Source organism: Nocardia pneumoniae NBRC 100136, assembly GCF_000308755.1.
Classification (GTDB): domain Bacteria; phylum Actinomycetota; class Actinomycetes; order Mycobacteriales; family Mycobacteriaceae; genus Nocardia; species Nocardia pneumoniae.
This window is the reverse complement of the sequence record NZ_BAGF01000002.1, coordinates 135,743-160,809: the sequence shown is the minus strand read 5'-3', so window position 1 is coordinate 160,809 and position 25,067 is coordinate 135,743. Positions and strand designations below refer to the sequence as shown.

22 protein-coding genes and 1 pseudogene are annotated in these 25,067 nt (G+C 67.9%); 15 read left to right on the top strand and 8 right to left on the bottom strand.

Features of this window, described 5'->3' with window-relative positions:
• Positions 1-6: 6 nt before the first annotated feature.
• From wzt to ON34_RS00680, 5 genes are all read left to right on the top strand, one after another.
• Complete coding sequence (gene wzt, locus ON34_RS00700) at positions 7-843, top strand: galactan export ABC transporter ATP-binding subunit Wzt/RfbE (protein ID WP_040772749.1); 837 nt, start codon at positions 7-9, stop codon at positions 841-843.
• Positions 840-1,856 carry a galactofuranosyltransferase GlfT1 gene (gene glfT1 / locus ON34_RS00695; RefSeq protein ID WP_245547828.1) on the top strand — a complete coding sequence of 339 codons (1,017 nt, stop codon included), beginning with the start codon at positions 840-842 and terminating at the stop codon, positions 1,854-1,856. The genes wzt and glfT1 overlap by 4 nt, the downstream gene beginning before the upstream one ends.
• 218 nt (positions 1,857-2,074) lie before the next feature.
• Complete coding sequence (rsgA, locus tag ON34_RS00690; RefSeq protein ID WP_040772747.1) at positions 2,075-3,121, top strand: ribosome small subunit-dependent GTPase A; 1,047 nt, start codon at positions 2,075-2,077, stop codon at positions 3,119-3,121.
• A 56-nt stretch (positions 3,122-3,177) separates the two neighbouring features.
• Positions 3,178-3,882: a hypothetical protein gene (locus ON34_RS36970; RefSeq protein WP_040772745.1), complete on the top strand. Its 705-nt coding sequence runs from the start codon at positions 3,178-3,180 to the stop codon at positions 3,880-3,882.
• A gap of 143 nt (positions 3,883-4,025) precedes the next feature.
• Complete coding sequence (locus ON34_RS00680) at positions 4,026-4,877, top strand: SDR family oxidoreductase (protein ID WP_040772743.1); 852 nt, start codon at positions 4,026-4,028, stop codon at positions 4,875-4,877.
• A 48-nt stretch (positions 4,878-4,925) separates the two neighbouring features.
• On the opposite strand, the gene ON34_RS00675 is transcribed toward ON34_RS00680, so the two are convergent.
• Positions 4,926-6,839: a glycosyltransferase gene (locus ON34_RS00675; RefSeq protein ID WP_040772741.1), complete on the bottom strand. Its 1,914-nt coding sequence runs from the start codon at positions 6,837-6,839 to the stop codon at positions 4,926-4,928.
• 128 nt (positions 6,840-6,967) lie between these two features.
• The gene (locus tag ON34_RS00670; protein WP_245547827.1) at positions 6,968-7,510 is read right to left on the bottom strand and encodes a GtrA family protein; all 543 of its coding nucleotides are present in this window, start codon (positions 7,508-7,510) and stop codon (positions 6,968-6,970) included.
• Positions 7,511-7,657: 147 nt separating this feature from the next.
• On the opposite strand from ON34_RS00670, the gene ON34_RS00665 reads away from it, so the two are divergent.
• From ON34_RS00665 to ON34_RS00655, 3 genes are all read left to right on the top strand, one after another.
• Positions 7,658-8,650 (top strand): glycosyltransferase, encoded by a 993-nt coding sequence (locus ON34_RS00665; protein WP_040772737.1) that lies wholly within the window; start codon positions 7,658-7,660, stop codon positions 8,648-8,650.
• On the top strand, positions 8,647-10,230 hold the full coding sequence (locus ON34_RS00660; protein ID WP_040772736.1) for a DUF2142 domain-containing protein: 1,584 nt from the start codon (positions 8,647-8,649) through the stop codon (positions 10,228-10,230). Before ON34_RS00665 ends, ON34_RS00660 begins: the two co-directional genes overlap by 4 nt.
• A gap of 565 nt (positions 10,231-10,795) precedes the next feature.
• Positions 10,796-11,509: a DUF8020 domain-containing protein gene (locus tag ON34_RS00655; protein ID WP_040772734.1), complete on the top strand. Its 714-nt coding sequence runs from the start codon at positions 10,796-10,798 to the stop codon at positions 11,507-11,509.
• 81 nt (positions 11,510-11,590) lie between these two features.
• Here the strand turns inward: ON34_RS00655 and rfbB are convergent, their stop codons facing one another.
• Complete coding sequence (rfbB, locus tag ON34_RS00650) at positions 11,591-12,607, bottom strand: dTDP-glucose 4,6-dehydratase (RefSeq protein WP_040772732.1); 1,017 nt, start codon at positions 12,605-12,607, stop codon at positions 11,591-11,593.
• 306 nt (positions 12,608-12,913) lie between these two features.
• On the opposite strand from rfbB, the gene ON34_RS00645 reads away from it, so the two are divergent.
• The gene (locus ON34_RS00645; RefSeq protein WP_040772731.1) at positions 12,914-13,624 is read left to right on the top strand and encodes a DUF8020 domain-containing protein; all 711 of its coding nucleotides are present in this window, start codon (positions 12,914-12,916) and stop codon (positions 13,622-13,624) included.
• 288 nt (positions 13,625-13,912) lie between these two features.
• Here the strand turns inward: ON34_RS00645 and ON34_RS00640 are convergent, their stop codons facing one another.
• Positions 13,913-14,932 (bottom strand): alpha/beta hydrolase, encoded by a 1,020-nt coding sequence (locus tag ON34_RS00640; RefSeq protein WP_083889058.1) that lies wholly within the window; start codon positions 14,930-14,932, stop codon positions 13,913-13,915.
• 225 nt (positions 14,933-15,157) lie between these two features.
• Here ON34_RS00640 and rfbA point away from each other — a divergent pair, with 225 nt between their 5' ends.
• Both rfbA and ON34_RS00630 read left to right on the top strand, forming a co-directional pair.
• A complete protein-coding gene (gene rfbA / locus ON34_RS00635) occupies positions 15,158-16,030 on the top strand; it encodes a glucose-1-phosphate thymidylyltransferase RfbA (RefSeq protein WP_040772730.1) in 873 nt (290 codons plus the stop codon).
• 2 nt (positions 16,031-16,032) lie between these two features.
• On the top strand, positions 16,033-16,581 hold the full coding sequence (locus tag ON34_RS00630) for a dTDP-4-dehydrorhamnose 3,5-epimerase family protein (protein ID WP_040772729.1): 549 nt from the start codon (positions 16,033-16,035) through the stop codon (positions 16,579-16,581).
• Between the two features lie 70 nt (positions 16,582-16,651).
• Here the strand turns inward: ON34_RS00630 and ON34_RS00625 are convergent, their stop codons facing one another.
• Complete coding sequence (locus ON34_RS00625) at positions 16,652-18,115, bottom strand: MFS transporter (protein WP_040772727.1); 1,464 nt, start codon at positions 18,113-18,115, stop codon at positions 16,652-16,654.
• Between the two features lie 85 nt (positions 18,116-18,200).
• On the opposite strand from ON34_RS00625, the gene ON34_RS00620 reads away from it, so the two are divergent.
• On the top strand, positions 18,201-18,629 hold the full coding sequence (locus ON34_RS00620; protein ID WP_040772725.1) for a MarR family winged helix-turn-helix transcriptional regulator: 429 nt from the start codon (positions 18,201-18,203) through the stop codon (positions 18,627-18,629).
• Positions 18,630-18,638: 9 nt separating this feature from the next.
• On the opposite strand, the gene ON34_RS00615 is transcribed toward ON34_RS00620, so the two are convergent.
• Together ON34_RS00615 and ON34_RS00610 are read right to left on the bottom strand one after the other, a co-directional pair.
• On the bottom strand, positions 18,639-19,517 hold the full coding sequence (locus ON34_RS00615) for a helix-turn-helix domain-containing protein (RefSeq protein WP_040772724.1): 879 nt from the start codon (positions 19,515-19,517) through the stop codon (positions 18,639-18,641).
• Positions 19,518-19,729: 212 nt separating this feature from the next.
• Complete coding sequence (locus ON34_RS00610) at positions 19,730-20,296, bottom strand: DUF4282 domain-containing protein (protein ID WP_040772937.1); 567 nt, start codon at positions 20,294-20,296, stop codon at positions 19,730-19,732.
• A 333-nt stretch (positions 20,297-20,629) separates the two neighbouring features.
• Between ON34_RS00610 and ON34_RS00605 the strand changes: the two genes are divergently transcribed.
• The 3 genes and pseudogenes from ON34_RS00605 to ON34_RS00595 form a co-directional block, all read left to right on the top strand.
• Positions 20,630-21,109, top strand: coding sequence for a hypothetical protein (locus ON34_RS00605; protein ID WP_040772936.1), 480 nt, complete (start codon positions 20,630-20,632; stop codon positions 21,107-21,109).
• A 180-nt stretch (positions 21,110-21,289) separates the two neighbouring features.
• Entirely contained in the window at positions 21,290-23,479 is a 2,190-nt protein-coding gene (locus ON34_RS00600) for a molybdopterin-dependent oxidoreductase (RefSeq protein WP_040772723.1), read from the top strand.
• A gap of 420 nt (positions 23,480-23,899) precedes the next feature.
• Positions 23,900-24,499: pseudogene (locus ON34_RS00595) on the top strand (pyridoxamine 5'-phosphate oxidase family protein); the annotation flags it as partial.
• A 20-nt stretch (positions 24,500-24,519) separates the two neighbouring features.
• On the opposite strand, the gene ON34_RS37105 reads toward ON34_RS00595, so the two are convergent.
• Entirely contained in the window at positions 24,520-25,035 is a 516-nt protein-coding gene (locus tag ON34_RS37105) for a GtrA family protein (RefSeq protein ID WP_245547826.1), read from the bottom strand.
• Positions 25,036-25,067: the final 32 nt, after the last annotated feature.

Below are 25,067 nucleotides of genomic sequence, written 5' to 3'. Positions count from 1 at the left end.
CGCCCCATGAGCCGTGTGAGTATCGAAACCCAGGAGGCGTGGGTCGAATTTCCGATCTTCGACGCCAAATCGCGGTCGTTGAAGAAGGCGTTCCTCGGCAAGGCCGGCGGCGCGATCGGACGCAACCAGTCCGACGTCGTCGTGGTCGAGGCGTTGCGGGACATCACGCTCTCGCTGCGTGAGGGCGACCGGGTCGGCCTGGTCGGACACAACGGCGCGGGCAAATCGACGCTGCTGCGGTTGCTTTCGGGCATCTACGAGCCGTCACGCGGCAGCGCCCGCATCCGCGGGCGGGTCGCGCCGGTCTTCGATCTCGGCGTCGGGATGGACCCGGAGATCTCCGGGTACGAGAACATCATCATCCGCGGCCTGTTCCTCGGGCAGACCCGCAAGCAGATGCTCTCCAAAATCGATGAGATCGCCGAATTCACCGAGCTGGGCGAATATCTGTCCATGCCGCTGCGCACCTATTCCACCGGTATGCGGGTCCGGCTCGCGATGGGCGTTGTGACCTCGATCGATCCGGAGATCCTGCTGCTGGACGAGGGCATCGGCGCGGTGGACGCGGAATTCATGAAGAAGGCCCGGCTCCGGTTGCAGTCGCTGGTGGCGCGGTCCGGCATCCTGGTTTTCGCCAGCCATTCCAACGAATTCCTCGCGCAGCTGTGCGATACCGCGCTGTGGATCGACCACGGCCAGATCCGCTTGCGTGGCGGTATCGAAGAAGTGGTGCGAGCCTATGAGGGGCCGGATGCGGGGAATCACGTGGCGACCGTGCTGCGCGAAATGGAGGCCGAACGGGCCGCGGGAACCGAGCGAGAATTGGAGCGGAATCAGGCATGAGTGAGCCGACCGGGCAGGACACCCCGATCGACGAAGGGGCGCAGGCCCGGGTCGGCTCCGCGCCGGAGGAAGGCGTCGGCGGCCCGAGCGGCGCCGAGGACTCCGCGGCACCGGGCTCCGGCTCGGGCGCGCGCATCGTGGCCGTCGTCGTCACGCACAAGCGCCGCGAGCTGCTCGCCGAGTCGCTGAAAGTCGTTGCGTCCCAATCCCGGCCGGTGGATCACCTGATCGTGGTCGACAACGGCAACGAAGCGGAGGTCGCCGCGCTGGTCCGCGACCAACCGGTGGAATCCACCTATCTGGGTTCGGCGCACAATCTCGGCGGCGCGGGCGGGTTCGCGCTCGGCATGCTGCACGCCCTGAGCATCGGCGCGGACTGGGTGTGGCTCGCCGACGACGACGGCAGGCCAGAAGGTCCCGACGTGCTGTCCACCCTGCTGGATTGCGCGAACCGGCACGGGCTGGTCGAGGTGTCGCCCGTGGTCTGCGACATCGATGAACCCGACCGTCTCGCGTTCCCGCTGCGCCGGGGCGTGGTGTGGCGGCGGCTGCGGTCGGAACTCGGCGACGAGGACTTCCTACCCGGGATCGCCTCGCTGTTCAACGGCGCGCTGATCTCCGCGAAGGCGGTCGACGTGATCGGCGTGCCGGACCTACGCCTGTTCGTCCGCGGCGACGAGGTCGAGGTGCATCGCCGCCTGGTGCGCTCCGGCCTGCCGTTCGGCACCTGTTTGCAGACGGCGTACCTGCATCCCAACGGTGCGGCCGAGTTCAAACCGATTCTCGGCGGCCGGATGCACACGCAGTACCCCGACGACCCGGTGAAGCGTTACTTCACCTACCGCAACCGCGGTTATCTGATGTCCCAGCCCGGCATGCGGAAACTGCTGCCCCAGGAGTGGATCCGCTTCTCCTGGTTCTTCCTGGTCACTCGGCGCGACCCGGCGGGCCTGCGCGAGTGGTTCCACCTCCGCTCCCTCGGCCGCCACGAGCAATTCGGCAAGCCCGACTAGTCGCCGACTCGTGCGGCCGGAAATTCGGTTGCGCGGGTGAGTTGTTGGTGCGAAGGTAGGTCGACTGCGAGAGAGGCAAGGAGGTGTGGACCGTGACGAGGAACGTGCGGATTGTCGTGTCCGGGCGCGTTACGCCTGCGGCCACACGAAACTCCTGCTCATTCTCCCTCAGCTGAACCCTGGTCGGGTTCGGCGCCCGACGAAGGACTCCTTCCATCATGGTCGACTACGACCTTCTCGTCCCTTACGGCTGGACCGAAGCCGTTTCCACCCGTTACGCCTCGCTGATCGAGGAAGGCTGTGCGCCCGCGCGGATCATCCGCATGGACCGCAGCGAATGCGACGTGGCCACGCCGAGCGGGCTCGCTCGCGCGCGCTGCCCACGCGCTGATTCCGAAGTCAGCGGCCTGTGCACCGGCGATTGGGTGAGCATCGACAGCGATTGCGCGGTGCGGCGACTGCTTCCGCGCCGGTCGGCGATCATGCGGTCGTCGGTGTCCGGCCGATCGCAGGGCCAAGTACTGGCCGCCAATGTCGACACCGTGCTGATCTGCACCGCCGCCGACGGCGACGTGGACCTCGGCCGCATCGAGCGCATGCTCACCCTGGCCTGGGAAAGCGACGCTACGCCGATCGTGCTGCTCACCAAGTCCGACGCGGCGGCCTATCTCCCGCTCGACGAGGTGCGCGCGGTCGCGCCGGGCGCGGCCGTGCTCGCGGTGAGCGCGGATACCGGCGCCGGGCTCGATGTGCTCGTCGCGATGCTGGAGGGCACCGTCGCGTTGATCGGACCCTCCGGTGCTGGGAAGTCGACCCTCGCCAACGCGTTGCTCGGCGCGGAGATCTTCGCCACGAACGCGGTCCGCGACGTGGACAAGAAGGGCAGGCACACCACGGTGCACCGGGAGCTGCGGCCGCTGCCCGGCGGCGGCACGCTGATCGATACACCCGGGCTGCGTGGCGTCGGGCTGTGGGACGCGGGCGAAGGCATCGAGAAGACGTTCAGCGACATCGAATCCCTTGCCGCGCAGTGTCATTTCGGCGATTGCGCACACCGCGCCGAACCGGGATGCGCGGTGCGGGACGCGATCGACAACGGCGAGCTCACCCAGCGCAGGCTGGACAGTTACCGCAAGCTGGCGCGGGAGAACGAGTGGATGCAAGCGCGCACCGACAAGCGGTTGCAGGCCGAACGCGAGCGAGCCTGGCGGGACATCACCAAGCAGCATCGCAAGATGTTCCGGGAGCGGAACTCGCGGCGCTGATCGCCCCGAGGCACGGTAGGGTCGCCCTCGCACTGTTCGCTATCTGGGAGGGATAGATGACTCACCCCGGCGGGTACCCGCCTCATGGCCAGCAGCCCGGGCAATGGCCCGGACAGCCGGCGTACGGTCAGCAGCCGCCGGTCGGCCAGTACCCGCCCCCGCAGGCGCCCGCGCAGTACGCGCCGGCGCCCGCGGGGCAGCATCCGAGCCAACCGCACCTCGTGCAACCGCAGGCCGGGCAGCCCGCGCCCCAATTCGGCCAGCCCGCACCGCAGTACGGCCAGCCGCAGCCGTATGGTCAACCCGCGCCGTTCGGACAACCGCAGCAGTTCGGTCAGCCGCGGCAGTTCGGGCCGCAGCAGGGTTACGGCCAGCCCGCCGATCCGCCCGGCATCACCATCGATGCCTCGTACTCGGGCTGGGCGTTCCTGCTCGCGCTGACCAAGCCGAAGATCCTGGTCAACGGCCAGCAGGTGCCCAACACCCGCTGGGGCGCGAACCACATTCCGGTCGGCCCCGGCCAGTACCACGTCCGGGTCACCACCCCGTGGCTGTTCGACATGGGCCCGGCCACCGTGACGGTGCCGATCACCGAGGGACAGGCCACGCGCTTCTACTACAAGGCGCCCGTGGTGATCTTCCTCAACGGCGCGATCGGCCCGGTTCCGCAGAAGGCGCCGGGCATGGTGTTCCTGTACATCGTCTGGGCACTGACCGGCCTGCTGATCCTGCTGAACATCCTGACGCTCGCGGCGCTCTGAACCCGAGAGGGCACCGGTCAACCGGTGCCCTCTCTTCGCACGCCCTATGCAACTGATTGCATACCTGCGAGGTTTACGCTTAGTGTGCAAGCGCGCGAAGCCGCGGGCGTCCCGCCTGCGGTACACACGAAGGAGCAGGTCACATGACGGAATCGGGATCCAAGCCGCTAGCGGGGCGGACGATGATCATGTCCGGCGGCAGCCGCGGCATCGGTCTGGAGATCGCGAAGCGGGCCGCGGCCGACGGCGCCAACATCACCCTGATCGCGAAGACCGATCAGCCGCACCCCAAGCTCCCCGGCACCATCCACACCGCCGCCGCGGAACTCGAGCAGGCGGGCGGGCAGGTGTTGCCGTTCGTCGGCGATGTCCGCGTCGACGAGTCGGTGGCCGAGGCCGTACGCCAGACGGTCGAGCGGTTCGGTGGCATCGACATCGTGGTGAACAACGCCTCGGCGATCGATCTGTCACCCACCGACGCGCTGTCGATGAAGAAGTACGACTTGATGCAGGACATCAACTGCCGGGGCAGCTTCCTGTTGTCCAAACTGAGCATCCCGCACCTGCGCGAATCGGCGAAGGCCGGACGCAATCCGCACATCCTCACCCTGTCCCCGCCGCTGAACCTGGACCCGAAGTGGGCGGGCATGGCCCTGGGCTACACCATCGCGAAGTACGGCATGTCGCTGACCACACTGGGTCTGGCCGAGGAGCTGAAGGGCGACGGCATCGGCGTCAACTCGCTGTGGCCGCGCACCACCATCGCCACCGCGGCGGTGCAGAACCTGCTCGGCGGCGAGCAGATGATCGCCACCTCGCGCACCCCCGACATCTACGCCGACGCCGCCTACCTGGTGCTCACCTCGCCGAGCAAGGAGACCACCGGCAACTTCTTCATCGACGACGACGTCCTCGCGGCGCACGGCATCACCGACCTGGACAAGTACCGCGTCACCCCCGGCGACGCCGAACTCACCACCGACCTCTTCCTGTGAGCATCGGTGGCCGCACACCTGGCGAGGTGTGCGGCCACCCAGGCCAAATCAGCTGTCGCCTTTGGAATTCGCGATCCCGTACAACCGCTCCCAGTTGCCGCGGCTGGTGAGTTCCGGCATGGCGGCGCGGTACTGCGCCTGCAAGCCGGGCAGTTCGCGGCGCAGACGGCGCAACACGCGCAGGGTGCGGCGCAGCAGCTGACGGGCGCGGGCCTTGTCCCGCTTGCGCACCCGCACGCCGGACTGCGAAGCGTCGGTGACCACCACGTGGTCGAACAGCGAGACATGCCACCAGTAGGCGTCTTCCCTGGTGACGCCGATGACGCCGTGCTGGGTGCGGCCGAACCACTGGTTGATCGCACGCTTGATCAGCACCAGCAGCGCGCGGCTTGGCTCCCCACCGGCGCGGCGCACTTGGATGTCGGCGGAGCGGACCGGCGGCGTCGCGGCCGGGTGCTTGATCGTCTCGGGGTAGTCGGCCCGGCTGGTGCGCGCGGCGGCGAGTGCCTCGATACCGCCGTCCTGCAAGACCTTGGGCCCCTTCAGGAAGTCCTCGATGCCCTGCAACGTGGTGTGCACCAGGCCGTACTGCATCGCGACCAACTGCTCGGACAGTTCGCGGAACAGTTTGCGGGTGATCTCCTTGGCGTCCAGATCCGCGTGCAGCGAGCCGACGATCAGCGAGTTCCTGGTGCTGAAGTAGCGCGCCCAGTCGTCGTAGTCCTTCCAATAAAAGTCCGCGTGCCACACCGCGGCGTTGGGCAGCGTGACGGTGACGAAACCGTGCTCGCGTGCCCGGATGCCGTATTCCACGTCGTCCCATTGGAAGAAGATCGGGATCGGCAACCCGATCTTCGCGACCACCTCGGCCGGGATCAGGCAGGTCCACCAGGCGTTGTAGCCCGCGTCGACGCGGCGCTCCTGGTTCTTCTTCAGCATGCTGGTGTTGCGCAGCGCCTTGGGCACCCGCTGCCCGTGCCGCAGCCGGTGCAGGTGCACTTCCTCGGCGCCGACGTTGAGGTAGTCGGGGTTGAGCAGGAACAGCATCTGCGCGCCGACCAACGTCGGCTCCACCGTCAGGTTGGCGAAGGCGTTGAGCCGCAGCACCGTCTCCGGCTCGCACAGGATGTCGTCGTCCATCAGGATGACGTCGGCGTGCTCGTTGACGGCGGACACCTCGTACAGGCCGCGCGTGAAACCACCCGCGCCGCCCAGGTTGGGCTGGCGGATGTACCGCAGCTTGTCCCCGAAGACCGGCGCGACCTCCTGGTAGCGCGGCCGATCCTGGACCAGATCGGTCCCCTGGTCGACGACGTACACCGCGTCGATCGCCGCGAGCACGGTCGGGTCGGACGACAGCGCGGCGACCGTCTCGGCGCAGTCCTCGGCCCGGTTGAAGGTGCAGATGGCGATCGCGACCGGTCGCACGTGCTCCGGCGCGACGGCGGTCCAGGTGAGCTCCGCGATCCCGAGCGCGCCGCCGATGGCGTCGAATTCCAGCCACAGCGCGCCGCCGTCGACGTACTGGTCGAGCGGGGCGGTCAGGGTCACCGAGCCGCTCGCGTCGACCTGCGCGTTGTCGATGATCCTGCGGTGGCCCGCGATGTCGGAGGCGACCAGCCGGATCTTCGCCTTCGCGACGACGTCGAGCACCATGGTGGCCCGCACTTCGGTGACCGTGGTCCAGCGCTGCCAGTAGCTGGCGGCGAACCGGCCGAAGTAGGTATTGGTGTGCGCGGTCGCGCCCTTGTCCAGCCGCATCGTCAGGCGTTCCCGATGCGCGCCGCCTTTGACGACGGCGTACAGCTCGTCGCTCACTCTGGCCGACGGCCCGGTGAAGATGCCGCGCTGTAACACGAGACGGTCCGGCGCCCGATGGTCGGCGCGCAGTGCGGCAGGCGCGTCAGCGGCCGTCGAGCGATCGTTTGTTTCGGTAACGGCCTGGGTAGCCGACTGATCCATGAAATCCTCGAAATTCTCATTGTGCCGGACGGGACAGACACGCCCCTGGATGCCTTCACGGCGGGGGTGAGGATATCAACCGCCCTGCCCGCCTGCCCGGCGTGCAGCCGCGCCGTCCCTTGTCGGAACTATTGCTGAACGTTCGCCGATTCGTTGTCCGCGGTGTTGCCCGCGCCCTCGCGAACCCCGGTGAAGACGAATTTGTCATAGGCCCAGTAGCGGAACACCACCGCCACGATCTGCCCGATGAGGGTGCCGGAGATGTTGTCCGACAGCGGAGTGGACAGGTCGAGCACATAGCGGGAGAAGCCGAGGCAGCCCAGTTGCAGGCCGATCGCGACGACGTTGAACACCGCGTACAGCAGATATTCGCGCCCGGGATTGTCGGTCTGCTTGTGGGCGAAAGTCCACCACTTGTTGCCGAAGTAGGTCACCACCGTGGCCACCGCGATCGCGATGATTTTGGCCGGCAGTGGGTAGTGATAGAGCAGGCCCTCGCCGCCCCAGAAAACCAGGAGGTTGTATGTGCCCGCGTCCACCAGGAAACCGATCGCGCCGACGACGAGAAATGCGCCCCCTCGGCGCAGCGCGGTGAGCACCGTGCGTACGAGCGATCCGGTCTCCTGCGTCAGGGGCTCGGCGGCGGGTGCGGTGGACTCAGGGGTTGGCACGGCCCGACGGTACCGCAGCCCGGCCGAACCGGGCGCGAGGGGAAATTCCGCTCCCACACCGGGTGAGGTCGGCCACGCATCGGCGGTGGGTTCCCTGTACCCTCCCCGTGTTCCCACATTCAGCACCGATCGCGAGGATTGACCGGGGTGGACTCCACCGAGCTTCGTATTGCCGCCGTGGTTCCGTGTCACAACGAAGAGGCTTCGGTCGCCAAGGTCGTCGCCGACCTACAGGCCGCTGTGCCCGGCATCGTCGTCTACGTCTACGACAATCTGAGCACGGACGCCACCGCCGAGCGGGCCCGCGAGGCCGGTGCGATCGTGCGGCACGAGCACACCAAGGGCAAGGGCAACGTGGTGCGCCGCGCCTTCGCCGACATCGAGGCCGATGTCTACTTGATGATCGACGGCGACGACACCTACGAGGCGTCGGCCGCGCCGCTGATGATCAAAACCCTGCTGGACGGCCCCTACGACCACGTACTCGGCGTGCGCAAACAGGACCAGGGCGCCTCGGCCTACCGCGCGGGACACGAGACCGGCAACAAGGTGCTCAACGGCGTGGTCGGGAAGGTGTTCGGCGAGAACGTCGAGGACATGCTCTCCGGCTTCCGGGTCTTCTCCCGCCGTTTCGTGAAGAGCTTTCCCGCGGTCTCCCGCGAGTTCGAGATCGAGACCGAGCTCACCGTGCATTCACTGCACCTGCGGGTGCCGCAGACCGCGGTGCCGGTCGGCTTCCGGGACCGCCCCGCAGGCAGCGAGAGCAAGCTGCGCACCTACCACGACGGGTTCAAGATCCTCGCCCTGATCATCGGGCTGGCCAGGCATGAGCGGCCGGTCGCGTTCTACGGCTTGTTCGGCACGCTGAGCTGGCTGGTCTCGATCATCCTGACCATCCCGATCGTGGTCGAGTTCTACAACACCCATGAGGTGCCGCGGTTCCCGACCCTGTTCCTCGGCTTCACCCTGCTGCTGCTGGGCAGCCTGGCCTGGACCGCGGGCCTGATCCTGGACGGCATCCGGCGTTCCAGGCACGAAGCCGCGCGCTTGGTCTACCTGCGGTACGCGGCGGTGGGTGCGGACGACCAGCGCCTGACCCACAACGGCGATGCCGCCCGCGACGGCGGAGCCGGGCGTTGACTACATCGGCGGATCGGACCGCGACGCCGGAGAATGATCTGACCCCTCCAGCGGACACCGCGCCGCTCCCCGCGACCGACACCGCGCCGCTACCGGCGACCGACCGGCCGACACCGGCGGCGGAGTCCGCGCGAAGCCTCGGGCGCCGAGCCGTGGAGCGTCTCGGCGCCGCCACGATCGCCTTCACTGTTCTCGCGGCGATCTTCGGCGCTCTGTTCACCGTTCTCACCCCGCCGTTCTGGGGTCATGACGAGATCACCCAGTTCGGCCGCGCCTATCAGGTCGCGCACGGCGGATTCCTGCCGCAGCGCATCCACGACGACCGCGGCATCGCCTACGGCGGCGATGTCCCATCCAGCATCACCGTGCTGATGGGCTACGCCCTGAAGGACTACACCACCAACCCGGACGAGCCGGACCCCATGGTGGACAGCCCCGCCCGCTACGACCAGTTGACCAGCGCCGCGGTCTCGGACGCCACCGAACCGGTGTGGTTCACCAACACCGCCGCCTACTCGCCGGTGCCTTATATTCCGGCCGCGATCGGCATCCGGCTCGGCGAACTGTTCGGGCTCGATGTCGGCGGCCTGCTCCTGCTCACCCGGCTCGCCGGGCTGGCGGCCTACCTCGCGGTGGTCGGATTCGGCCTGTACGCGCTGCGCGCGCACCGGGTGCAGTGGCTGGCGTTCACCGTGGCGGTGCTGCCGATCGCGGTGTTCCAAGCGGGCACGGTCACCGCCGACACCATGACCAACGCGTTGGCCATCCTGGTTTCGGCGCTGCTGGTGAAGGCTCTGTTCCTCGGTGAGCGACTGGGCGGGGTGGAGATCGGCGCGCTGCTGGCCGCGACGATCCTGCTCCCGGTGAGCAAGCCGACGTACGTGCTGCTCGCGTTGCTCGTGGTGCTGGTGCCCGCCGAGCGTTTCGGGTTCCGCGGCTGGCAGCGCTGGATCCCCTGGATCTTCGCCGCCGCCGGAGCGCTCGCTTTCGCGGTGTGGATGAAGATCGCGGCGCCGACCGGCGACGGCATGGGCCTGATGCGGCCGCAGCACCAGTGGCACTCGGTGCGCCCCGGTGATCAGCTCAGCGGCATCCTCCGTGACCCGCCGGAGTTCGCGCACGTGTTCGGCGAGAGCATCGCGCTGCGCGATCAGCGCTGGTTCAGCCAGTTCTTCGGTGAGCTCGGCTTCGCCTACGTCGACGTGCCCGCGCTCTCGATGCTGGCCTGCCTGCTCGCGTTCGCGGTGAGCCTGGGCGTCGCCGAGCGGATGGACGCCCCCGCCTTCCGCCGCACGCTGATCGTCGCGCTCACCGTGGCGGCGAGTGTGGCGATGATCTACGTGACGCTGTACATGTCGTTCACGCCGGTCGGCTACTACATCATCGACGGCGTGCAGGGCCGCTACTTCGTGCCGCTGGCGATCATCGCGTTCGCGGTGCTGCTGCGCTGGATGCCGTTGCGGCTCACCGATACCGCGGGGAAGACCCCGACTCTGGGTCCGGCAGTCACCGTGCTGGTGACGACGAGCGCGGCGCTCATCGCGGCGGCGGCGAAGTACTACACCATCGTGTGGGGCTGAGCGGCAAGGTCATTCGGCCGTTTCGTTCTCTGCCCACGCTGCGCGTCCGCTCTCCTGCCGCGCGATGGGCGCGCTACGTCCCGGATTCCACCGGCCGCCAGCAGGATTCGTCGTCCCGATATCCGGCCGCCGCGAGTCCGGTGCGGAAGTCGGCGTGGATGCCAGCCTGTGCGGTGCGCAGCAGCGTCGAGGACCGATCCCGATTGCTTCGGCAGCTCGGCCGAGTACTTTCAGGCACGGGGAGGGCGAGCGCCGCCCTCGCCATGCGTGGAGGGAATCGTCGGGTCCGGGACAAAACCGTGTCTCGATACCGATGACCTGCTCTTATGCCAGACCGGAGTGCTGGTTCGCAGAATGCGAACGAAGATCATTGTGATATGCATCACATTATCACGGGTGAACGGCGTGTTACCTAGCGCGGAATCTCAAGCGGGCGTTGGAATTCGACGGCTTTCAATGCACAAGATCAATTAATAGTCAATCACGGACACATTACGATTTAGCCACTCTTCGTCTAGGTTTTTGCTCGTCTAGTTCCCCGAACAGTTCTCGAGGTACCGAACAAATGCTGATGAGGAAATTCGCCGCGACGTCGGCACTGCTGATCGCCGCCCTCGGCGTCACCGCCGGCACCGTGAACGCGGCTCCGGCCACCGCGGCCGACAACGGCGCGGTGAACTTCACCGCACATGCCATCGACACCAAGTCCATCATCAAGACCGATGCCGGTTCCCTCGTCGTGGAGGACGGTGTCTTCAAGGTCAAGGCCGCCAACGGCGCCGTGGTCGCGGGCACGCCGCTGACCTTCCGGGTGGACGACTTCGAGTTCCCGATCGCGGCCGACATCTCCGACCGCACCGCCACCCTGACCCCGCAACTCGATCGGGCCCATGCGGTCCACAAGCCGGTCGCCCTCCCCTACGAGGACAAGGCGCCGTGGAAGTCCGAGTACGACCGTGAGCAGGCCGCCTGGTCCCGCTTGACCAGCACCATCTCGACCGGCGCCACCATCGGCACCCTGGTCGGCGGTCTCGGCGGCGCGGCCGTCGGCTGCGTCCTCGGCGGCATCGCGGGCGCCACCGTCGCCGCCGCCACGATCGTCGGCCTGTTCGGCCCGTTCATCCCGGCCGCGGCCCTCGGCTGCATCGGCGGCATCATCGCCGTCGGCGCCCTCGGCACCGTCGCGGGCCAGCTGCTCGTCACCGCTCCGGTGGCGATCGGCGCCGCGATCCAGTACTTCACCACGATCAACCAGCCGTTCACCCCGCCGGCCAAGTAATCCACAACTCGGCGCACCATTGAAACGAACTGGAGCCCCGCCCGCGCATCCGCGCCGGGCGGGGTTTCTCATCCGAGCGTTTCAGTCTCCGGCCGCGCTGAGCGTCCGCTCGCCGGCCTCACGGTAGGCGCGCTCGGTGTCGGCTTTCACCGGCCGCCACCAGGACTCGTTGTCGCGATACCACTGGATGGTCGCCGCCAGTCCGGCGCGGAAGTCCGCGTAGCGCGGCTGCCAGCCGAGTTCGGTGCGCAGCAGCGTCGCGTCGATCGCGTAGCGCTGGTCGTGACCGGGCCGGTCGGTGACGTGGTCGAAGTCGTCGGGATCCCGGCCGAACTCCGCCAGGATCAGCCGCACCACCGACTTGTTGTCCAGTTCCCCGTCGGCGCCGATCAGATAGGTCTGCCCGATCCGGCCACGCTGGAGGATCTCCCACACCGCGCGGTTGTGGTCATCGACATGGATCCAATCGCGCACCTGATTCCCCGCGCCGTAGAGGCGGGGGCGCACCCCGTCGATCAGATTGGTGATCTGGCGTGGGATGAACTTCTCCACGTGCTGGTAGGGCCCGTAGTTGTTGCTGCAGTTGGAGATGGTGGCCCGGACACCGAACGAGCGGGTCCACGCGCGCACCAGCAGATCGCTCGACGCCTTGGTGGCCGAGTACGGGCTGGAGGGGTTGTACGGCGTGGTCTCGGTGAACGCCGGGGCATCCGGAGTCAGGTCGCCGTACACCTCGTCGGTCGACACGTGGTGGTAGCGCACATCGTGGCGGCGCACGGCCTGCAGCAGCGAATAGGTGCCGACGATATTGGTCTGCACGAAGGGCCAGGGCTCGGCGAGGGAGTTGTCGTTGTGCGACTCCGCCGCGAAGTGCACCACCGCGTCGACACCGCTGACCAGCTCGTCGACCAGGTCGAGGTCGGCGATGTCGCCGTGCACGAAATCGATCCGGTCGGCCACCGGATCCAGCGACGCCCGGTTCCCGGCATAGGTCAAGGCGTCCAGAACGGTGACGGTCGTGTCGGGATGGTCGGACACGGTCTGGTGGACGAAGTTCGCGCCGATGAATCCGGCTCCGCCGGTGACGAGCAATCGCACCCCATGACTCTACGTGGGGTACGGTCACGCCGACGACGGACTCGAAACCTGTCCCGCCGCGCGACATTCCAGGTTTTCAATCTGTGACCTTCGTCTCATCCGTTTCCCATCGATGAGAACCGCCGGTTTCGTTGGGCGCGGAAAACCCCGGTCAGCGCCCACATTTCCACAACCCCACCAAGCCGCGGGTCCGCGCGGTGAACAAAATTTGAATAAACAGTCACAACGGGTTCACCACTCGTTAGCTGGTCTAGATTTTGCTCGTCTAGTCCCCTCCGAACGCTTCACATCGAGGTTCCAAACAAAATGCTGATGAGGAAATTCGCCGCGACCTCGGCACTGCTGATCGCCGCCCTCGGCGTCACCGCCGGCACCGTCAACGCGGCTCCGGCCACCGAAGCCGAGAGCGGCGCGGTGAACTTCACCGCACGCGCTACCGACACCCAGTCCATCATCACCACCGATGCCGGCTCGATGGTCGTCGAGGACGGTGTCTTCAAGGTCAAGGCCGCCAACGGCGACGTCGTCGCGGGCACCCCGCTGACCTTCCGGGTGGACGACTTCGAGTTCCCGATCGCGGCCGACATCTCCGACCGCACCGCCACCCTGACCCCGCAGCTCGACATGTCGAAGGCGGTCTACAAGCCGGTCGCGCTGCCGTTCGAGGACAAGGCGCCGTGGAAGTCCGAGTACGACCGTGAGGTCGCGGCCTTCAACCGCATGAAGGACACCATCTCGACCGGCGCCGCCATCGGCACCCTGGTCGGCGGCCTGAGCGGCGCGGCCGTCGGCTGCGTGCTCGGCGGCATCGCCGGCGCCACCGTCGCCTCGGCGACCATCATCGGCCTGTTCGGCCCGTTCATCCCGGCCGCGGTCATCGGCTGCTTCGGCGGCATCATCGCCGTCGGCGCTCTCGGCACCGTCGCGGGCCAGCTGTTCATCACCGCCCCGGTGGCGATCGGCGCCGCGATCCAATACTTCACCACGATCAACCAGCCGTTCGCCCCGGCGAAGTAATCGACGGCTGAACGCGCACAACTGAAAGCACAACGCCAAGCCCCGCCGCGCGACCGTGGCGGGGCTTGGCGTATTCAGCCTGGCTATGACAAAGATGAACAAATACTGAACAAATATGGAACGAAGACCATTTGCACGCCGCTGACCTGCCTTATCCCGGTCGGATAACTTCGATCCGGAATTAATCGCGCGTGCGAGCACCTCGCAGGGCGGAGAACGACCCCGGACGGACGCGAGCCCCGTCCCGTCCGGATGCGGGGCGGGGCTCGCCTCGGAGAGGCCGGGCGGTCAGGCCGTCCGAGCCTGCTGGTCGTCCTCGATGCGGGCCCGCACGAACCGGGAAACCCGCGCCAGCGCTGCCCTGCTCTCCGGCAGGTTCGGCGCCATGCTCATGAAGGCGTGCACCTGGCCGCGCCACAGTTCCAGCGCGTTCGGCACGCCCGCCGCGGTGAGCCGCTGCGTCATCAGCTCGCAGTCGAACCGCAGCACCTCGTCCTCGGCGGCGATCAACAGCACCGGAGGAAGCGCGGACAGCGCCGCGTTCACCGGTGACAGGGCCGGATCGAGGACACCGTCGACCTCGGCGCCGATGCGTACCACCGCCTCCAACGCCGACAGCGGGATATACGGATCGCGCGTGACGTTCACGTAGTCCCGCTTCGCGCCGTAGTCCAGATCCAGCAGCGGACTCAACCCGACCAGCCCCGCCGGGGCGGGCAGTCCCGCCGCCAACGCGCGCAGTGCCGTCGCGAAAGCGAGGTATCCGCCCGCCGAGTCGCCCGCGAAGACGATCCGGGCGGGATTCGCACCGTGACGCAGCAGCCATCGGTAGGCGGTCAGGCAGTCTCGCACCGACTGTTCGATGCGCCGACCGGGCAACTGGCGATACTCGACGTTGACCACCGGGAGTCCGGTGCGGCGCGCGAGGCTCGCCGCGATCGGCCGGTGACTGCGGGTGTTGCAGATCGCGAAACCGCCGCCGTGCGTGTAGAGCAGCGCTCCGTGCCGCAGCGCACGCGCCGCGCCTGCCGGGCGGATGATCTCCAAGTGGAAGCCATTGAGCGATACCTGCTCTCGGTCGATGCCACGCGGCTCGGGCCGCAGCCAGGCGAGGCCGTTCACCGTGGCGGCGCCGATCGGAATGGTCGCCCTGGTGACCGGGAACGTCCGCAGGACGGGGCGCACCACACCCATGCACGCCGCCAACAGCAAGCGCGATTGCGCGCTGGGTCCGTCCGGATTCATCACCGCACCGGGCTCGGCGGCCGCCACCGCATGCCGTCCGAACTGGGCATCAAGGTCGGACATCGCGCACCTACCTCACACTGGCGCGCCGAGTCACGACCGGACCGAGGTCGCCCAGGCGAGCTGTCGGCGCTGACATCTCACACGGTGTCCGTTCCGAACACCCTGCATAGTGACCTACGCAACAGAATCGCCTGAAGCAGGGGGAAGTGAAACGCCCGTAATCGAATTGACGACTACTCGGAACCTCATCGAATCCCGGCGCCGCGAAACTGGCAGACTCCAACCATGCGCGGAATCATCTTGGCGGGCGGCACCGGCTCCCGGCTGCACCCGATCACGCGCGGGGTGAGCAAGCAGCTGGTCCCGGTCTACGACAAACCCATGGTCTACTACCCCCTTTCCACGCTGATGCTCGCGGGGATCAGGGACATCCTGGTGATCACCACACCGGAAGACGCCGACGCGTTCGTGCGGCTGCTCGGTGACGGCGCCCAGTTCGGCCTCGACCTGAGTTACGTGGTCCAGCCCGAGCCGGATGGCCTGGCCAGGGCCTTCGTCCTCGGCGCCGACCACATCGGCACCGAGTGCGCCGCGCTGGTGCTCGGCGACAACATCTTTCACGGCCCCGGGCTCGGCACCAGCCTCAGCCGCTTCCACGGGATCGACGGCGGCGCGGTTTTCGCCTACTGGGTATCGGATCCGACGGCCTACGGCGTGGTGGAGTTCACCGAGGGGCGCGCGGTGTCCATCGAGGAGAAGCCGAAGGCGCCCCGCTCGAACTACGCGATTCCCGGGCTGTATTTCTACGACAACGACGTCGTGGAGATCGCCCGTTCGCTGCGTCCGTCGGCGCGGGGCGAGTACGAGATCACCGACATCAACCGCGCCTACCTGGAACAGGATCGGCTGCGCGTGGACGTGCTCGCTCGCGGCACCGCCTGGCTGGACACCGGCACCTTCGATTCACTGCTGGACGCGGCCAACTACGTGCGCACCATCGAAGAGCGGCAGGGGCTGAAGATCGGCGTCCCGGAGGAAGTGGCCTGGCGGATGGGCTTCATCGACGACGAGCAGCTGCGCGCGCTCGCCGAACCGCTGGTCCGCTCGGGCTACGGTCGCTACCTGCTCGATTTGCTCGAACGCGGACGGGACTGGTGAGCATGGAATTCCGAGAACTCGCGGTGCCCGGCGCGTGGGTGATAACCCCGCGCCAGCACGGCGACGCTCGCGGCATGTTCCTCGAGGGATTCAAGGCCTCGGAGTTCGAGAAGGCGACCGGGCGGGCATTCGACCTGCGCCAGGTGAACTGCTCGGTCTCGGCGGCCGGGGTGCTGCGCGGCATCCACTACACCGAGGATCCGCCGGGTCAGGCGAAATACGTGACCTGTGTGCGCGGCGCGTTCCTCGACGTGGTCGTCGACCTGCGCCGCGGCTCGCCGACCTACGGGCGCTGGGACAGCGTGCTGCTCGACGACGTCGACCGGCGGTCGGTATTCCTGTCCGAAGGCCTTGGGCACGCGATCCTCTCGCTGGAGGACGGGTCGACGGTCACCTACCTGTGCTCGCTGGAATACCAGCCCGAGTTCGACCGAGACATCGATGCCTTCGACCCCACGCTGGGCATCGAGTGGCCGCGGGTGGGTCGCGACGGCAAGGAGCTCACCTTCATCCGCTCCGCGAAAGACACTGTGGCCCCGCCGTTCTCCTGAGCGAAGGCGAGGCAGCCGGGAACGCCGAAGCGCCGCCACCGGTGCGATGACGGCGCTCGGCGTGCGGCGCTCAGGCGACGAGCTCCAGCTCCTTCGCCTCGGCCGCCTGCCGCTGCCCCCGATACTTCGGCACGAAGGCCAGCAGGGCGACGAGCGCGCCGACGATGGACACGCCCGCGACGAACTCCAGGCCGGGCCGGTAGGTGTCGAGCATCCCCGCCGCCGAGATGTCCGCGTGCGCGCCGGAGGAGATGATCGCCGTGGTCACCGCGAGCACGATGGCCGCGCCGACCTGCATGGCGGTCTGCAACACGCCCGCCGCCAGACCCTGCTCGTCGTCATCGATGCCGTTGGTGGCCTGGATGTTGATGGCCGGGAAGCCGACCCAGCCGATGCCGATGAGCAGCACCGCGGGCAGCAGCATGGTCAGGTACGACGGCGTGGTGTCCAGCCGCAGGAACAGCAGGTAGCCGACGGCCATCACGACCATGGTGATCGCGATCACGGGTCCGGTGCCGAACCGGTCGACCAGCTTGTCGGAGAAGAACGCCGACAGCACGACCAGCAGACCCACCGGCAGCAGCGCCATCGCCAGCTTCAGCGGCGACCAGCCCAGGGTGTCCTGCAGGTACAGGGTCACGATGAACTGCCAGCTGAAGTAGGAGCCGGCCACCGCGATGATCGCGAGGCTCGCCCGCACCAGGGAGGACTTGCGCAGGATGCCCAGGCGCACCAGCGGGTAGCGCACCCGCCGCTCGGTCGCGAGGAATCCGGCGAAGAGCACCGCGACCGCGACGAACGAGCCGATGGTGCGCAGCGAAGCCCAGCCCGCTTCCGGCGCGGAGACGACGGTGTAGACCAGCAGCAGCATCGCGGCGGTGGACAGCAGCGCGCCGAACAGGTCGTGGCCGCCTTCTTCGGCGGGCTTGTCCTTCGGAACCAGCACGTAGGCGGCGGCCAGCGCGGCCAGCGCGATCGGCACCGGAAGCAGGAAGGTCCAGCGCCAGCCGACGCCGGTCATCAGACCGCCGAACAGCAGACCCGACGAGTAACCGCCCGCGCCGAACACGGTGTAGATGGACAGCGCCTTGTTCCTGGCCGGTCCCTCGGCGAAGTTCGTGGTGATGATGGAAAGGCCGGTGGGCGCGGTGAACGCGGCGGCGAGGCCTTTGACGAACCGGGTGAGGATCAGCAGCGGGCCGGAAGTGACCAGACCACCGGCCAGCGAGGCGATCGCGAAGACGGCGAGCGCGATCAGGAAGACCTTCCGCCGCCCGAACAGGTCGGCGGTGCGTCCGCCCAGCAGCAGCAGACCGCCGTAACCGAGCACGTAGCCGCTGACCAGCCACTGCAGGGTGGAGGTGGACAGATCGAGTTCCGCGCCGATGGACGGCAGCGCGACCCCGATCATCGAAACGTCGAGACCGTCGAGGAACAGCACGATGCACAGCGTGATCAGCATGCCCCAAAGCCGGGTGGACCATCTGGTCGGATCGGTCGCCGGGGCGGCCGAGAGCGTTGCTGGTGAAGTCATGCGGAGGACATTACATGCGCATGCATTAAATGCCAACACATTTAATGCGGTTGCATAGGATGGCGCGAGTCACTAGGATGGGGCCATGTCGAAGCCGTCCACGGTGCACACGGCCCGGCGCACCGACGCGCCAGCCGGGCTGGTCGACGAGTGGCGCGCGCTGCTCGACCGGCACGCGGCGGTGAGTTGCGCGCTGGAGAAAGCGCTCCAGAGCCGGCATCGCATCGGACTCAGCGAATTCGAGACCTTGGACCGGCTGGTCGACGCCAACTGCGGCGACTACCGCATGAGCGATCTGGCGGGCGACATCTATCTGAGCCAGAGTGCGCTGTCGCGCGCGGTGGCCCGGCTGGAGCGCGACGGCCTGGTACGGCGCACCATGTGCGCCGAAGACCGCCGCGCCGTGTTCGTCTGCCTGACCGACAAGGGCCGCGAGGTCCACGAGCAGGCACTGCCCACCCATCGGGCCGTCCTGAACGACACGTGGGAGTTGCCGGGCCCGCCGAAGTGCTGACCCGCGGCGCTACCCGAGCGCCGCTCGCAGGTCCTCGATGCCCGCGCGCGCGTCGACCGTCACCGCATCGATACTCGCGAAAGCCGCGCGGTAGCGCGTGATCTCATGCTGTTTGTCCAGGTAGATCGATCCGGTGAACGCCTCCACGTACACCACGGGCGGTTCGGGTAGCTCGCCGGAACCGAACTCGGGGAACTCCAGCAGCACGAACCGGCCCGCGCTCATCCCTTCGTGATACCCGGAATCCATGGGCACCAGGCGGATTCGGACGTTCGGCAGATCACACATGCGGCGCAGGTGGTCGAGCTGCTCGGCGGTCACCGCCGGGCCGCCGATGCGCCGCCGCAGCACCGCCTCGTTGATCAGCGCATCCAAACGCAGCGGCGCGTCGGCGCGGGTGACCAGCGCCTGCCTGGCCTGACGCAGCCGCACCCGGCGGTCCACCGCGTCGGCGGACAGCTCCGGATGCGCCGCCGTGAGCACCGCGCGGGTGTAGCCCTCGGTCTGCAACAGACCCGGCACGAGTTCGTTCTCATAGGTGGACAGCCGGGCGGCCGCCTCCTCCAGCCCGATATAGACCTCGAACCCCTCCGGGATGACGTCGCCGTAGGCGGTCCACCACCCCCTGGCCTTGGTGTCGCGCGCCAACGCCGTCAACGGTTCGAGCAGTTCCGGTGGCGCGCCGTAGATCTTGCACATCGCCTCGACGTCGAGACCGCGCAGCGAGGTCTGCCCGGTCTCGATCCGCCAGATCTTCGCCTCCGACCACTCCAGCTGCTGCGCGGCCACCCGCGTGGTCATCCCGGCCCGGTTGCGCAGATCGCGTAGCTGGCGGCCGAGCTGCCGCCGCGGCATGGTCGAACCGGTGGTCCCCTGCGATAAGCCCATATTGCCCCCCTTCTATCCGTACACCGACCGCGCTGCGACCGATCACGTCCGGTCGGCTGCGCGGCCCACCCTCTCGGAACCCTCGGTGGATATTCCGGGGTATCCGAACAGCATTGTTCACAGCGCAACTTACACCGGTCACTGTGCGTGTCTCAGCCAGGTCGGTGTCACTTCGACGCCAAACGGCCGCAGCGCACTGTGTTTCGCGCCGCCTACCTGCGCGCGGTGCGCTTGCGGAAACGCCAGAACTGCACCGCACGAACGTCTTCGGAGAGCTGGTTGACCGGCTCCGCCACATCGGCCAGCGCTTGGAACAGATCGTCGGCCAGCTCGCTGATGTGCTCCACCCTGGTCGCCAGACGCGAGGCGTTCACCAGGAATTCGAGCATCAGGCGCACGGCGGCCGCGATGGTCAGGCCGAGCGGAACCGCGAGCAGCGCGCTGAGCACGCCGAACACCGCCGACACCCGCCACATCGAGACGGTCAGCGCGATCGGCACGGCGCAAGCGAACACCAGCCCGAGGACGTAGGCGAGCGGCAGGAGCGTGCGCGTGGCCGGGCGATGGAACTGCACGTCGAGCAGGGCGCGCGCGGCGGCCTCGCTCCACCGCATGAACGCCCGCGGGCTGCCGAACGGCTCGGCGAGCTCCTCGTCGGGCTCGTCGCGGGAGACCTTCCGCGCGACCCACCGCGACTCGACCTCGAATTCCTCCGCGTGCCCGCCGCCGGCAGGCACTCCGGTGTCGTTCGATTCATCCCCTCCGGGCCTGACGCTCATGCCGAGCATCCTCCTCGTTCGCGGCGGCGCGATCCAGCCCCGGAACACGGGCGATCGGGAAGTTTTCGCGCATGCAACATCAATCACAGCATCCCCAGCAGTTTCACAGCCTCGACCCACCGAGTGTTCAGGTCGGCGGCCGAAAGTGGCTGCGTAGCAACGACTGCGAGCCACCGTGGGACGTTCGGCGGGACACGGTCGATCCTCTCGAAAATGAGACCTAGGCGACACTCCGGAAATTTGTTCCGAAGATCGCGTAACGCTCCCGGCGGCCCCTGGCGATACGACCCATGAACGCAGGACCCAGAGATCTACCGGGGAATGGAGAAGACAGTGCGCACCACGTTTCCGACTTCCGTCTCGGCGGCCGAGATGACCGCCGCTGCGCAGGACTACAACCAGCGCGGGTGGACGGTCGCCGAAACGGCCAACGGTCTGAGCCTGATCACCGACGACGACCTGTCCGGCATCGAGGTCACCGGCGAACTGGCCGGTGAGGTCCGCCGCTTCCTGCGCGCCAACAACCTGTCCGGTCCGGTGATCGAGATCCCCGGCGCGGAGCGTCGCGAGATCCACCTGGTCACCGGTGTCCGCAAGGCCGCGATGGCGCTGCAGGCGCTGCGCGAGGCCGGTGCCACCGTGTACAGCGACGGCGCGGGCATCCCGCTGCCGCCCACCCAGCTCTCGGCCGGTTCGGCCTGCTGGGGTATCGCGCCCGCCGAGGCCCGCTGGGTGCCGCCGGTCGTCGCGATCGCCGCCGCCGTCCGCGCCGCGCGCGCCTCGCGCCGCGCGAAGCTGACCATCGCCTGCTGAAGAACGCGTCCGAGACCTGCTGATCGCGGGCCGGGACCGCGCTGACCGGCCTGTTTGCGACCGGTATCCGTCTCGGCGCTCTGGCTCCCCACCCCAGAGCGCCGCCGGGTGCCGGTCGTTCGGCGTTGCGGATATCGAGCGTTCTCTTTTCAGTTCCACCGCCGGACGCCAAGATGGGGTATGGCCCCGATCACGCAATCGCGCACCCTGCTGCGGACCTGCCCGCTCTGCGAAGCGGTCTGCGGACTGGAACTCACCCTCGACGCCGACGACCACGTCACCGCGGTCCGCGGCGACCGGAAAGATCCCTTCAGCAAGGGTTTCCTCTGCCCGAAGGGGGCCAGCTTCGGCCATCTCGACGAGGACCCGGACCGGGTGACCGAACCGCTGATCCGCGATCGCGCCGACAATTCCTGGCGCACCGCGTCCTGGGACGAAGCCTTCGATTACATCGCGGAGCGGTTTCCCGCCATCGTGGCCGAGCACGGAAACCAGTCGGCGGCGGCCTACTTGGGCAACCCCAACGCGCACACCGTCGCGGGAGCGCTGTACGTACCGATGCTGCTGCGCGCGTTGAGCACCAGGAACATCTACTCCGCGAGCACGGCCGACCAGATGCCCAAGCAGGTGGCCAGTGGGCTGATGTTCGGCGACCCGCTGACCGTGCCGGTACCCGACCTGGACCGCACCGACTATCTGCTGATGCTGGGGGCGAACCCGCTGGAATCCAATGGCTCGCTGTGCACCGCACCGGACTTCCCCGGCAGGCTGAAAGCGTTGCGGCGCAGGGGCGGCCGCTTCGTCGTGGTCGATCCCCGGGTGACGCGCACCGCGAAACTGGCCGACGAGCATCTGTTCATTCGTCCTGGCAGCGATGCGTACCTGCTGTTCGGCATCGTGCACACACTGTTCGCCGAGCAGCTGACCGACGTCCGCGTCGAGGTCACCGGACTGGACGAATTGCGCGCCGCCGCGGCGGCATTCGACCCGGAAACGGTGGCGGCCCGCACGGGGGTGCCCGCGTCGACGATCGTGCGCCTCGCCCGCGAGCTCGCCGCGGCGCCGACCGCGGCGGTCTACGCCCGGATCGGTACCTGCACCGCCGAGTTCGGCACGATCACACAGTGGCTGGTCGACGCGGTCAACACGCTGACCGGCAATCTGGACTCTCCCGGCGGTGCGATGTTCGCCATGGCTGCCGCGGGCGGCATCCCCCGCACCAGGCCGTTCCGCACCGGGCGGTGGACCAGCCGGGTGCGCGAACTGCCCGAGACCATGGGCGAATTGCCCGTCGCGACGCTCGCCGACGAGATCACCACGCCGGGCGAGGGACAGATCCGCGCGTTGGTGACGGTCGCCGGGAACCCGGTGCTGTCCGCGCCGAGCGGCGCCCGCCTGGACGCCGCGTTCGCTCAGCTGGACTTCATGGTCAGCGTGGATCGGTATGTGAACGAAACCACCAGGCACGCCGACGTGATCCTGCCGCCGCCGCGGCCGACGCAATCGCCGCACTACGACTTCGCGTTGCTGCAGTTCGCGGTGCGCAACTACGCCCGCTACTCGCGTCCGCTGGTGCCGTTGGGCGACCGGCCTTCGGAGCCCGCCGTCCTGGCCCGCCTTGCCGCGGCGCTGACCGGCCGACCGCACGACGGATCGGACGGCGTCGACCCGCTCACCGCCGTGGACGAACTGGTCATCGCGGGTCTGCTGCACAAGGCCGGGCTCGCGGACCGGCGCGGCGAGCTGATCGGCGAGAACAGCACCGAACAGCGCATCGACCTGATGCTGCGACTCGGTCCGTACGGGGAATGGAACGGCGGCACGCTCAACCTGCAAGTACTGCTGGACAACCCGCACGGCATCGACCTCGGCCCGCTGCGGCCGCGGCTGCCCGGCGTGTTGCGGACGGCCTCCAAGCAGGTCGATCTGGCGCCGCGGCCGCTGCTCGACGATGTGGCGCGGATGCGGGAAAGGCTCGACGACGCGGCACCGGAGATCGTGCTGATCGGGCGACGGCAACTGCGGTCCAACAACAGCTGGATGCACAACATCGCACCCCTGGTCAGCGGATCGAATCGCTGCACACTGCATATCAATCCCGCCGACGTGGCGCGGCTCGGACTCGGCGACCACGCCGTGGTGAAGTCCGCCGCCGGGACCCTGACGGTTCCGCTGGAGCCGACCGACGCCATCATGCCCGGGGTGGTGAGTCTGCCGCACGGCTGGGGCCACGCCGACAGCGCGACGCAAACCGTGGCCCGCGCACACGCCGGGGTCAACGCCAATGTGCTGACCGATGATTCGGTGGTCGACGTACCGTCTGGCAACGCCGTCTTCAACGGGGTCCCGGTCACCTTGAGCTGTGTGTGATTCGCAGCGCCTGCGGCGCTGGGTGTTCGCGGTGTGCGGCTCGCGTCCGAGCGACCGCCGCTTGCGACTTCGTCGCTTGCGGGTCGGCCACTGGGACGCGAGCCGGGCCGCGAACGGACATTGCGCGGTCTCGCTGCGCTCCAAAAGCGGAGTGTGGCCGATGTGTTGCGTGTCGCGGTACACAGGAGATCCCAGATCTGCGCAGCGGACGGAAAAGGATCGCGCCGTAAGATTCCGGACGGTCGGCTTTGTAGCTAATTTTTGGAAACCCTTGCGCCACGGGTCGATTCAGTGCATTCTCAACGTTGATTTCGAAGTTTTGCCGTGCGGTATTCATCTAAAATGGACGGGATTTCCGGTGCGACCGCGGTTCAACGTCGAGCCTCGTGGATCCTGATTCCGACGATCAGAGGGGCGGCGATGCGAGGTACACACAACGGCAGTGTCGGCGAGCGCGAACTGCAGGAAAGGTACGGCACCCAGGACCGTGCCCAGCGCTTCTACGACGATCAGATGTTGGACCGGCTCAATGCCGCGATGATCGAATTCATCGGCCGCATGGAGATGGCCTTCATCGCCACAGCGGACGAACACGGCGAATGCGACGCGAGTTTTCGTGCCGGACCGCCCGGTTTTCTCCACGTCATCGACGAACACACGATCGCCTACCCGGAATACCGCGGCAACGGCGTGATGGCCAGTCTCGGCAACATCCTGGAGAACCCGCACGTCGGCATTCTGCTGATCGATTTCGTGCGGGATCTCATCGGACTGCACATCAACGGCTCGGCGCGCATCGTCGCCGACCCCGCGCTGCGCGCCGCCGTGCCCGACCTACCCGCCAACCACCAGGGCCGCGTCGCGCAGCACTGGGTGGTGGTGCACGTCGAAGAGGCATACATCCACTGCCGCAAGCACATCCCGCACCTGGTCCCCGCCGCACGGGAACACCGCGAATGGGGCACCGACAACATGCGCGCCAAGGGCGGGGACTACTTCGGCGCCAAAGCGCAGAGCCGTGCGGCCGACCGCGTCCCGGCTCAGCCGCTGACCGTCGCTTCGGCCCCGGTCCCGCGCCCGCTGGACGCGTCCGATCGATCCGTCCCGATCTTGAAGATGACCAGGCGCTGGACGACGAAGTTGATCACCGTCGCGGTGCCCTGGGCGACCACGAAGGCCAGCGGCTGGCGCCACCACACCGCGTCGAAGGCGTGGTAGAGCACCGCGTTGATGCCGACCTGCACCGCGAAGGTGACCGCGTAGAGCACGACGACCGCCAGGAAGCGGGCGCGGCTGGGCGGGGCCTGGAAGGTCCAGCGGCGATTGATCAGGTAGGCGGTCGTGGTGCCCGCCACGAAGCCGATCGACTTGGCGACGCTGACCGGTAGGCCGACCAGGTTCAGCAACAGGCTGTAGAGCCCGTAGTCGACCACGGCCGAGAACCCGCCGGTGAGGGTGAACCGGACGATCTGCGTCTTGAGGTCGACATCGGTGCCGCCCGGCTCGTCGACCAGCGGCAGCTCGACCGGAAGCGGCAGGTGGGGTTCGGCTTGCACGCCGACGAGCGTAGCGCCGACCGGGCCGACGT

What these genes read in the sequence shown, in the direction of transcription:
- wzt (WP_040772749.1), top strand. Translation starts at nt 7, where the DNA reads ATGAGCCGTGTGAGTATCGAAACCCAGGAGGCGTGGGTCGAATTTCCG.
- glfT1 (WP_245547828.1), top strand. Translation starts at nt 840, where the DNA reads ATGAGTGAGCCGACCGGGCAGGACACCCCGATCGACGAAGGGGCGCAG.
- rsgA (WP_040772747.1), top strand. Translation starts at nt 2,075, where the DNA reads ATGGTCGACTACGACCTTCTCGTCCCTTACGGCTGGACCGAAGCCGTT.
- ON34_RS36970 (WP_040772745.1), top strand. Translation starts at nt 3,178, where the DNA reads ATGACTCACCCCGGCGGGTACCCGCCTCATGGCCAGCAGCCCGGGCAA.
- ON34_RS00680 (WP_040772743.1), top strand. Translation starts at nt 4,026, where the DNA reads ATGACGGAATCGGGATCCAAGCCGCTAGCGGGGCGGACGATGATCATG.
- ON34_RS00675 (WP_040772741.1), bottom strand. Translation starts at nt 6,839, where the DNA reads ATGGATCAGTCGGCTACCCAGGCCGTTACCGAAACAAACGATCGCTCG.
- ON34_RS00655 (WP_040772734.1), top strand. Translation starts at nt 10,796, where the DNA reads ATGCTGATGAGGAAATTCGCCGCGACGTCGGCACTGCTGATCGCCGCC.
- ON34_RS00645 (WP_040772731.1), top strand. Translation starts at nt 12,914, where the DNA reads ATGCTGATGAGGAAATTCGCCGCGACCTCGGCACTGCTGATCGCCGCC.
- ON34_RS00640 (WP_083889058.1), bottom strand. Translation starts at nt 14,932, where the DNA reads ATGTCCGACCTTGATGCCCAGTTCGGACGGCATGCGGTGGCGGCCGCC.
- rfbA (WP_040772730.1), top strand. Translation starts at nt 15,158, where the DNA reads ATGCGCGGAATCATCTTGGCGGGCGGCACCGGCTCCCGGCTGCACCCG.
- ON34_RS00630 (WP_040772729.1), top strand. Translation starts at nt 16,033, where the DNA reads ATGGAATTCCGAGAACTCGCGGTGCCCGGCGCGTGGGTGATAACCCCG.
- ON34_RS00625 (WP_040772727.1), bottom strand. Translation starts at nt 18,115, where the DNA reads ATGACTTCACCAGCAACGCTCTCGGCCGCCCCGGCGACCGATCCGACC.
- ON34_RS00620 (WP_040772725.1), top strand. Translation starts at nt 18,201, where the DNA reads ATGTCGAAGCCGTCCACGGTGCACACGGCCCGGCGCACCGACGCGCCA.
- ON34_RS00615 (WP_040772724.1), bottom strand. Translation starts at nt 19,517, where the DNA reads ATGGGCTTATCGCAGGGGACCACCGGTTCGACCATGCCGCGGCGGCAG.
- ON34_RS00610 (WP_040772937.1), bottom strand. Translation starts at nt 20,296, where the DNA reads ATGAGCGTCAGGCCCGGAGGGGATGAATCGAACGACACCGGAGTGCCT.
- ON34_RS00600 (WP_040772723.1), top strand. Translation starts at nt 21,290, where the DNA reads ATGGCCCCGATCACGCAATCGCGCACCCTGCTGCGGACCTGCCCGCTC.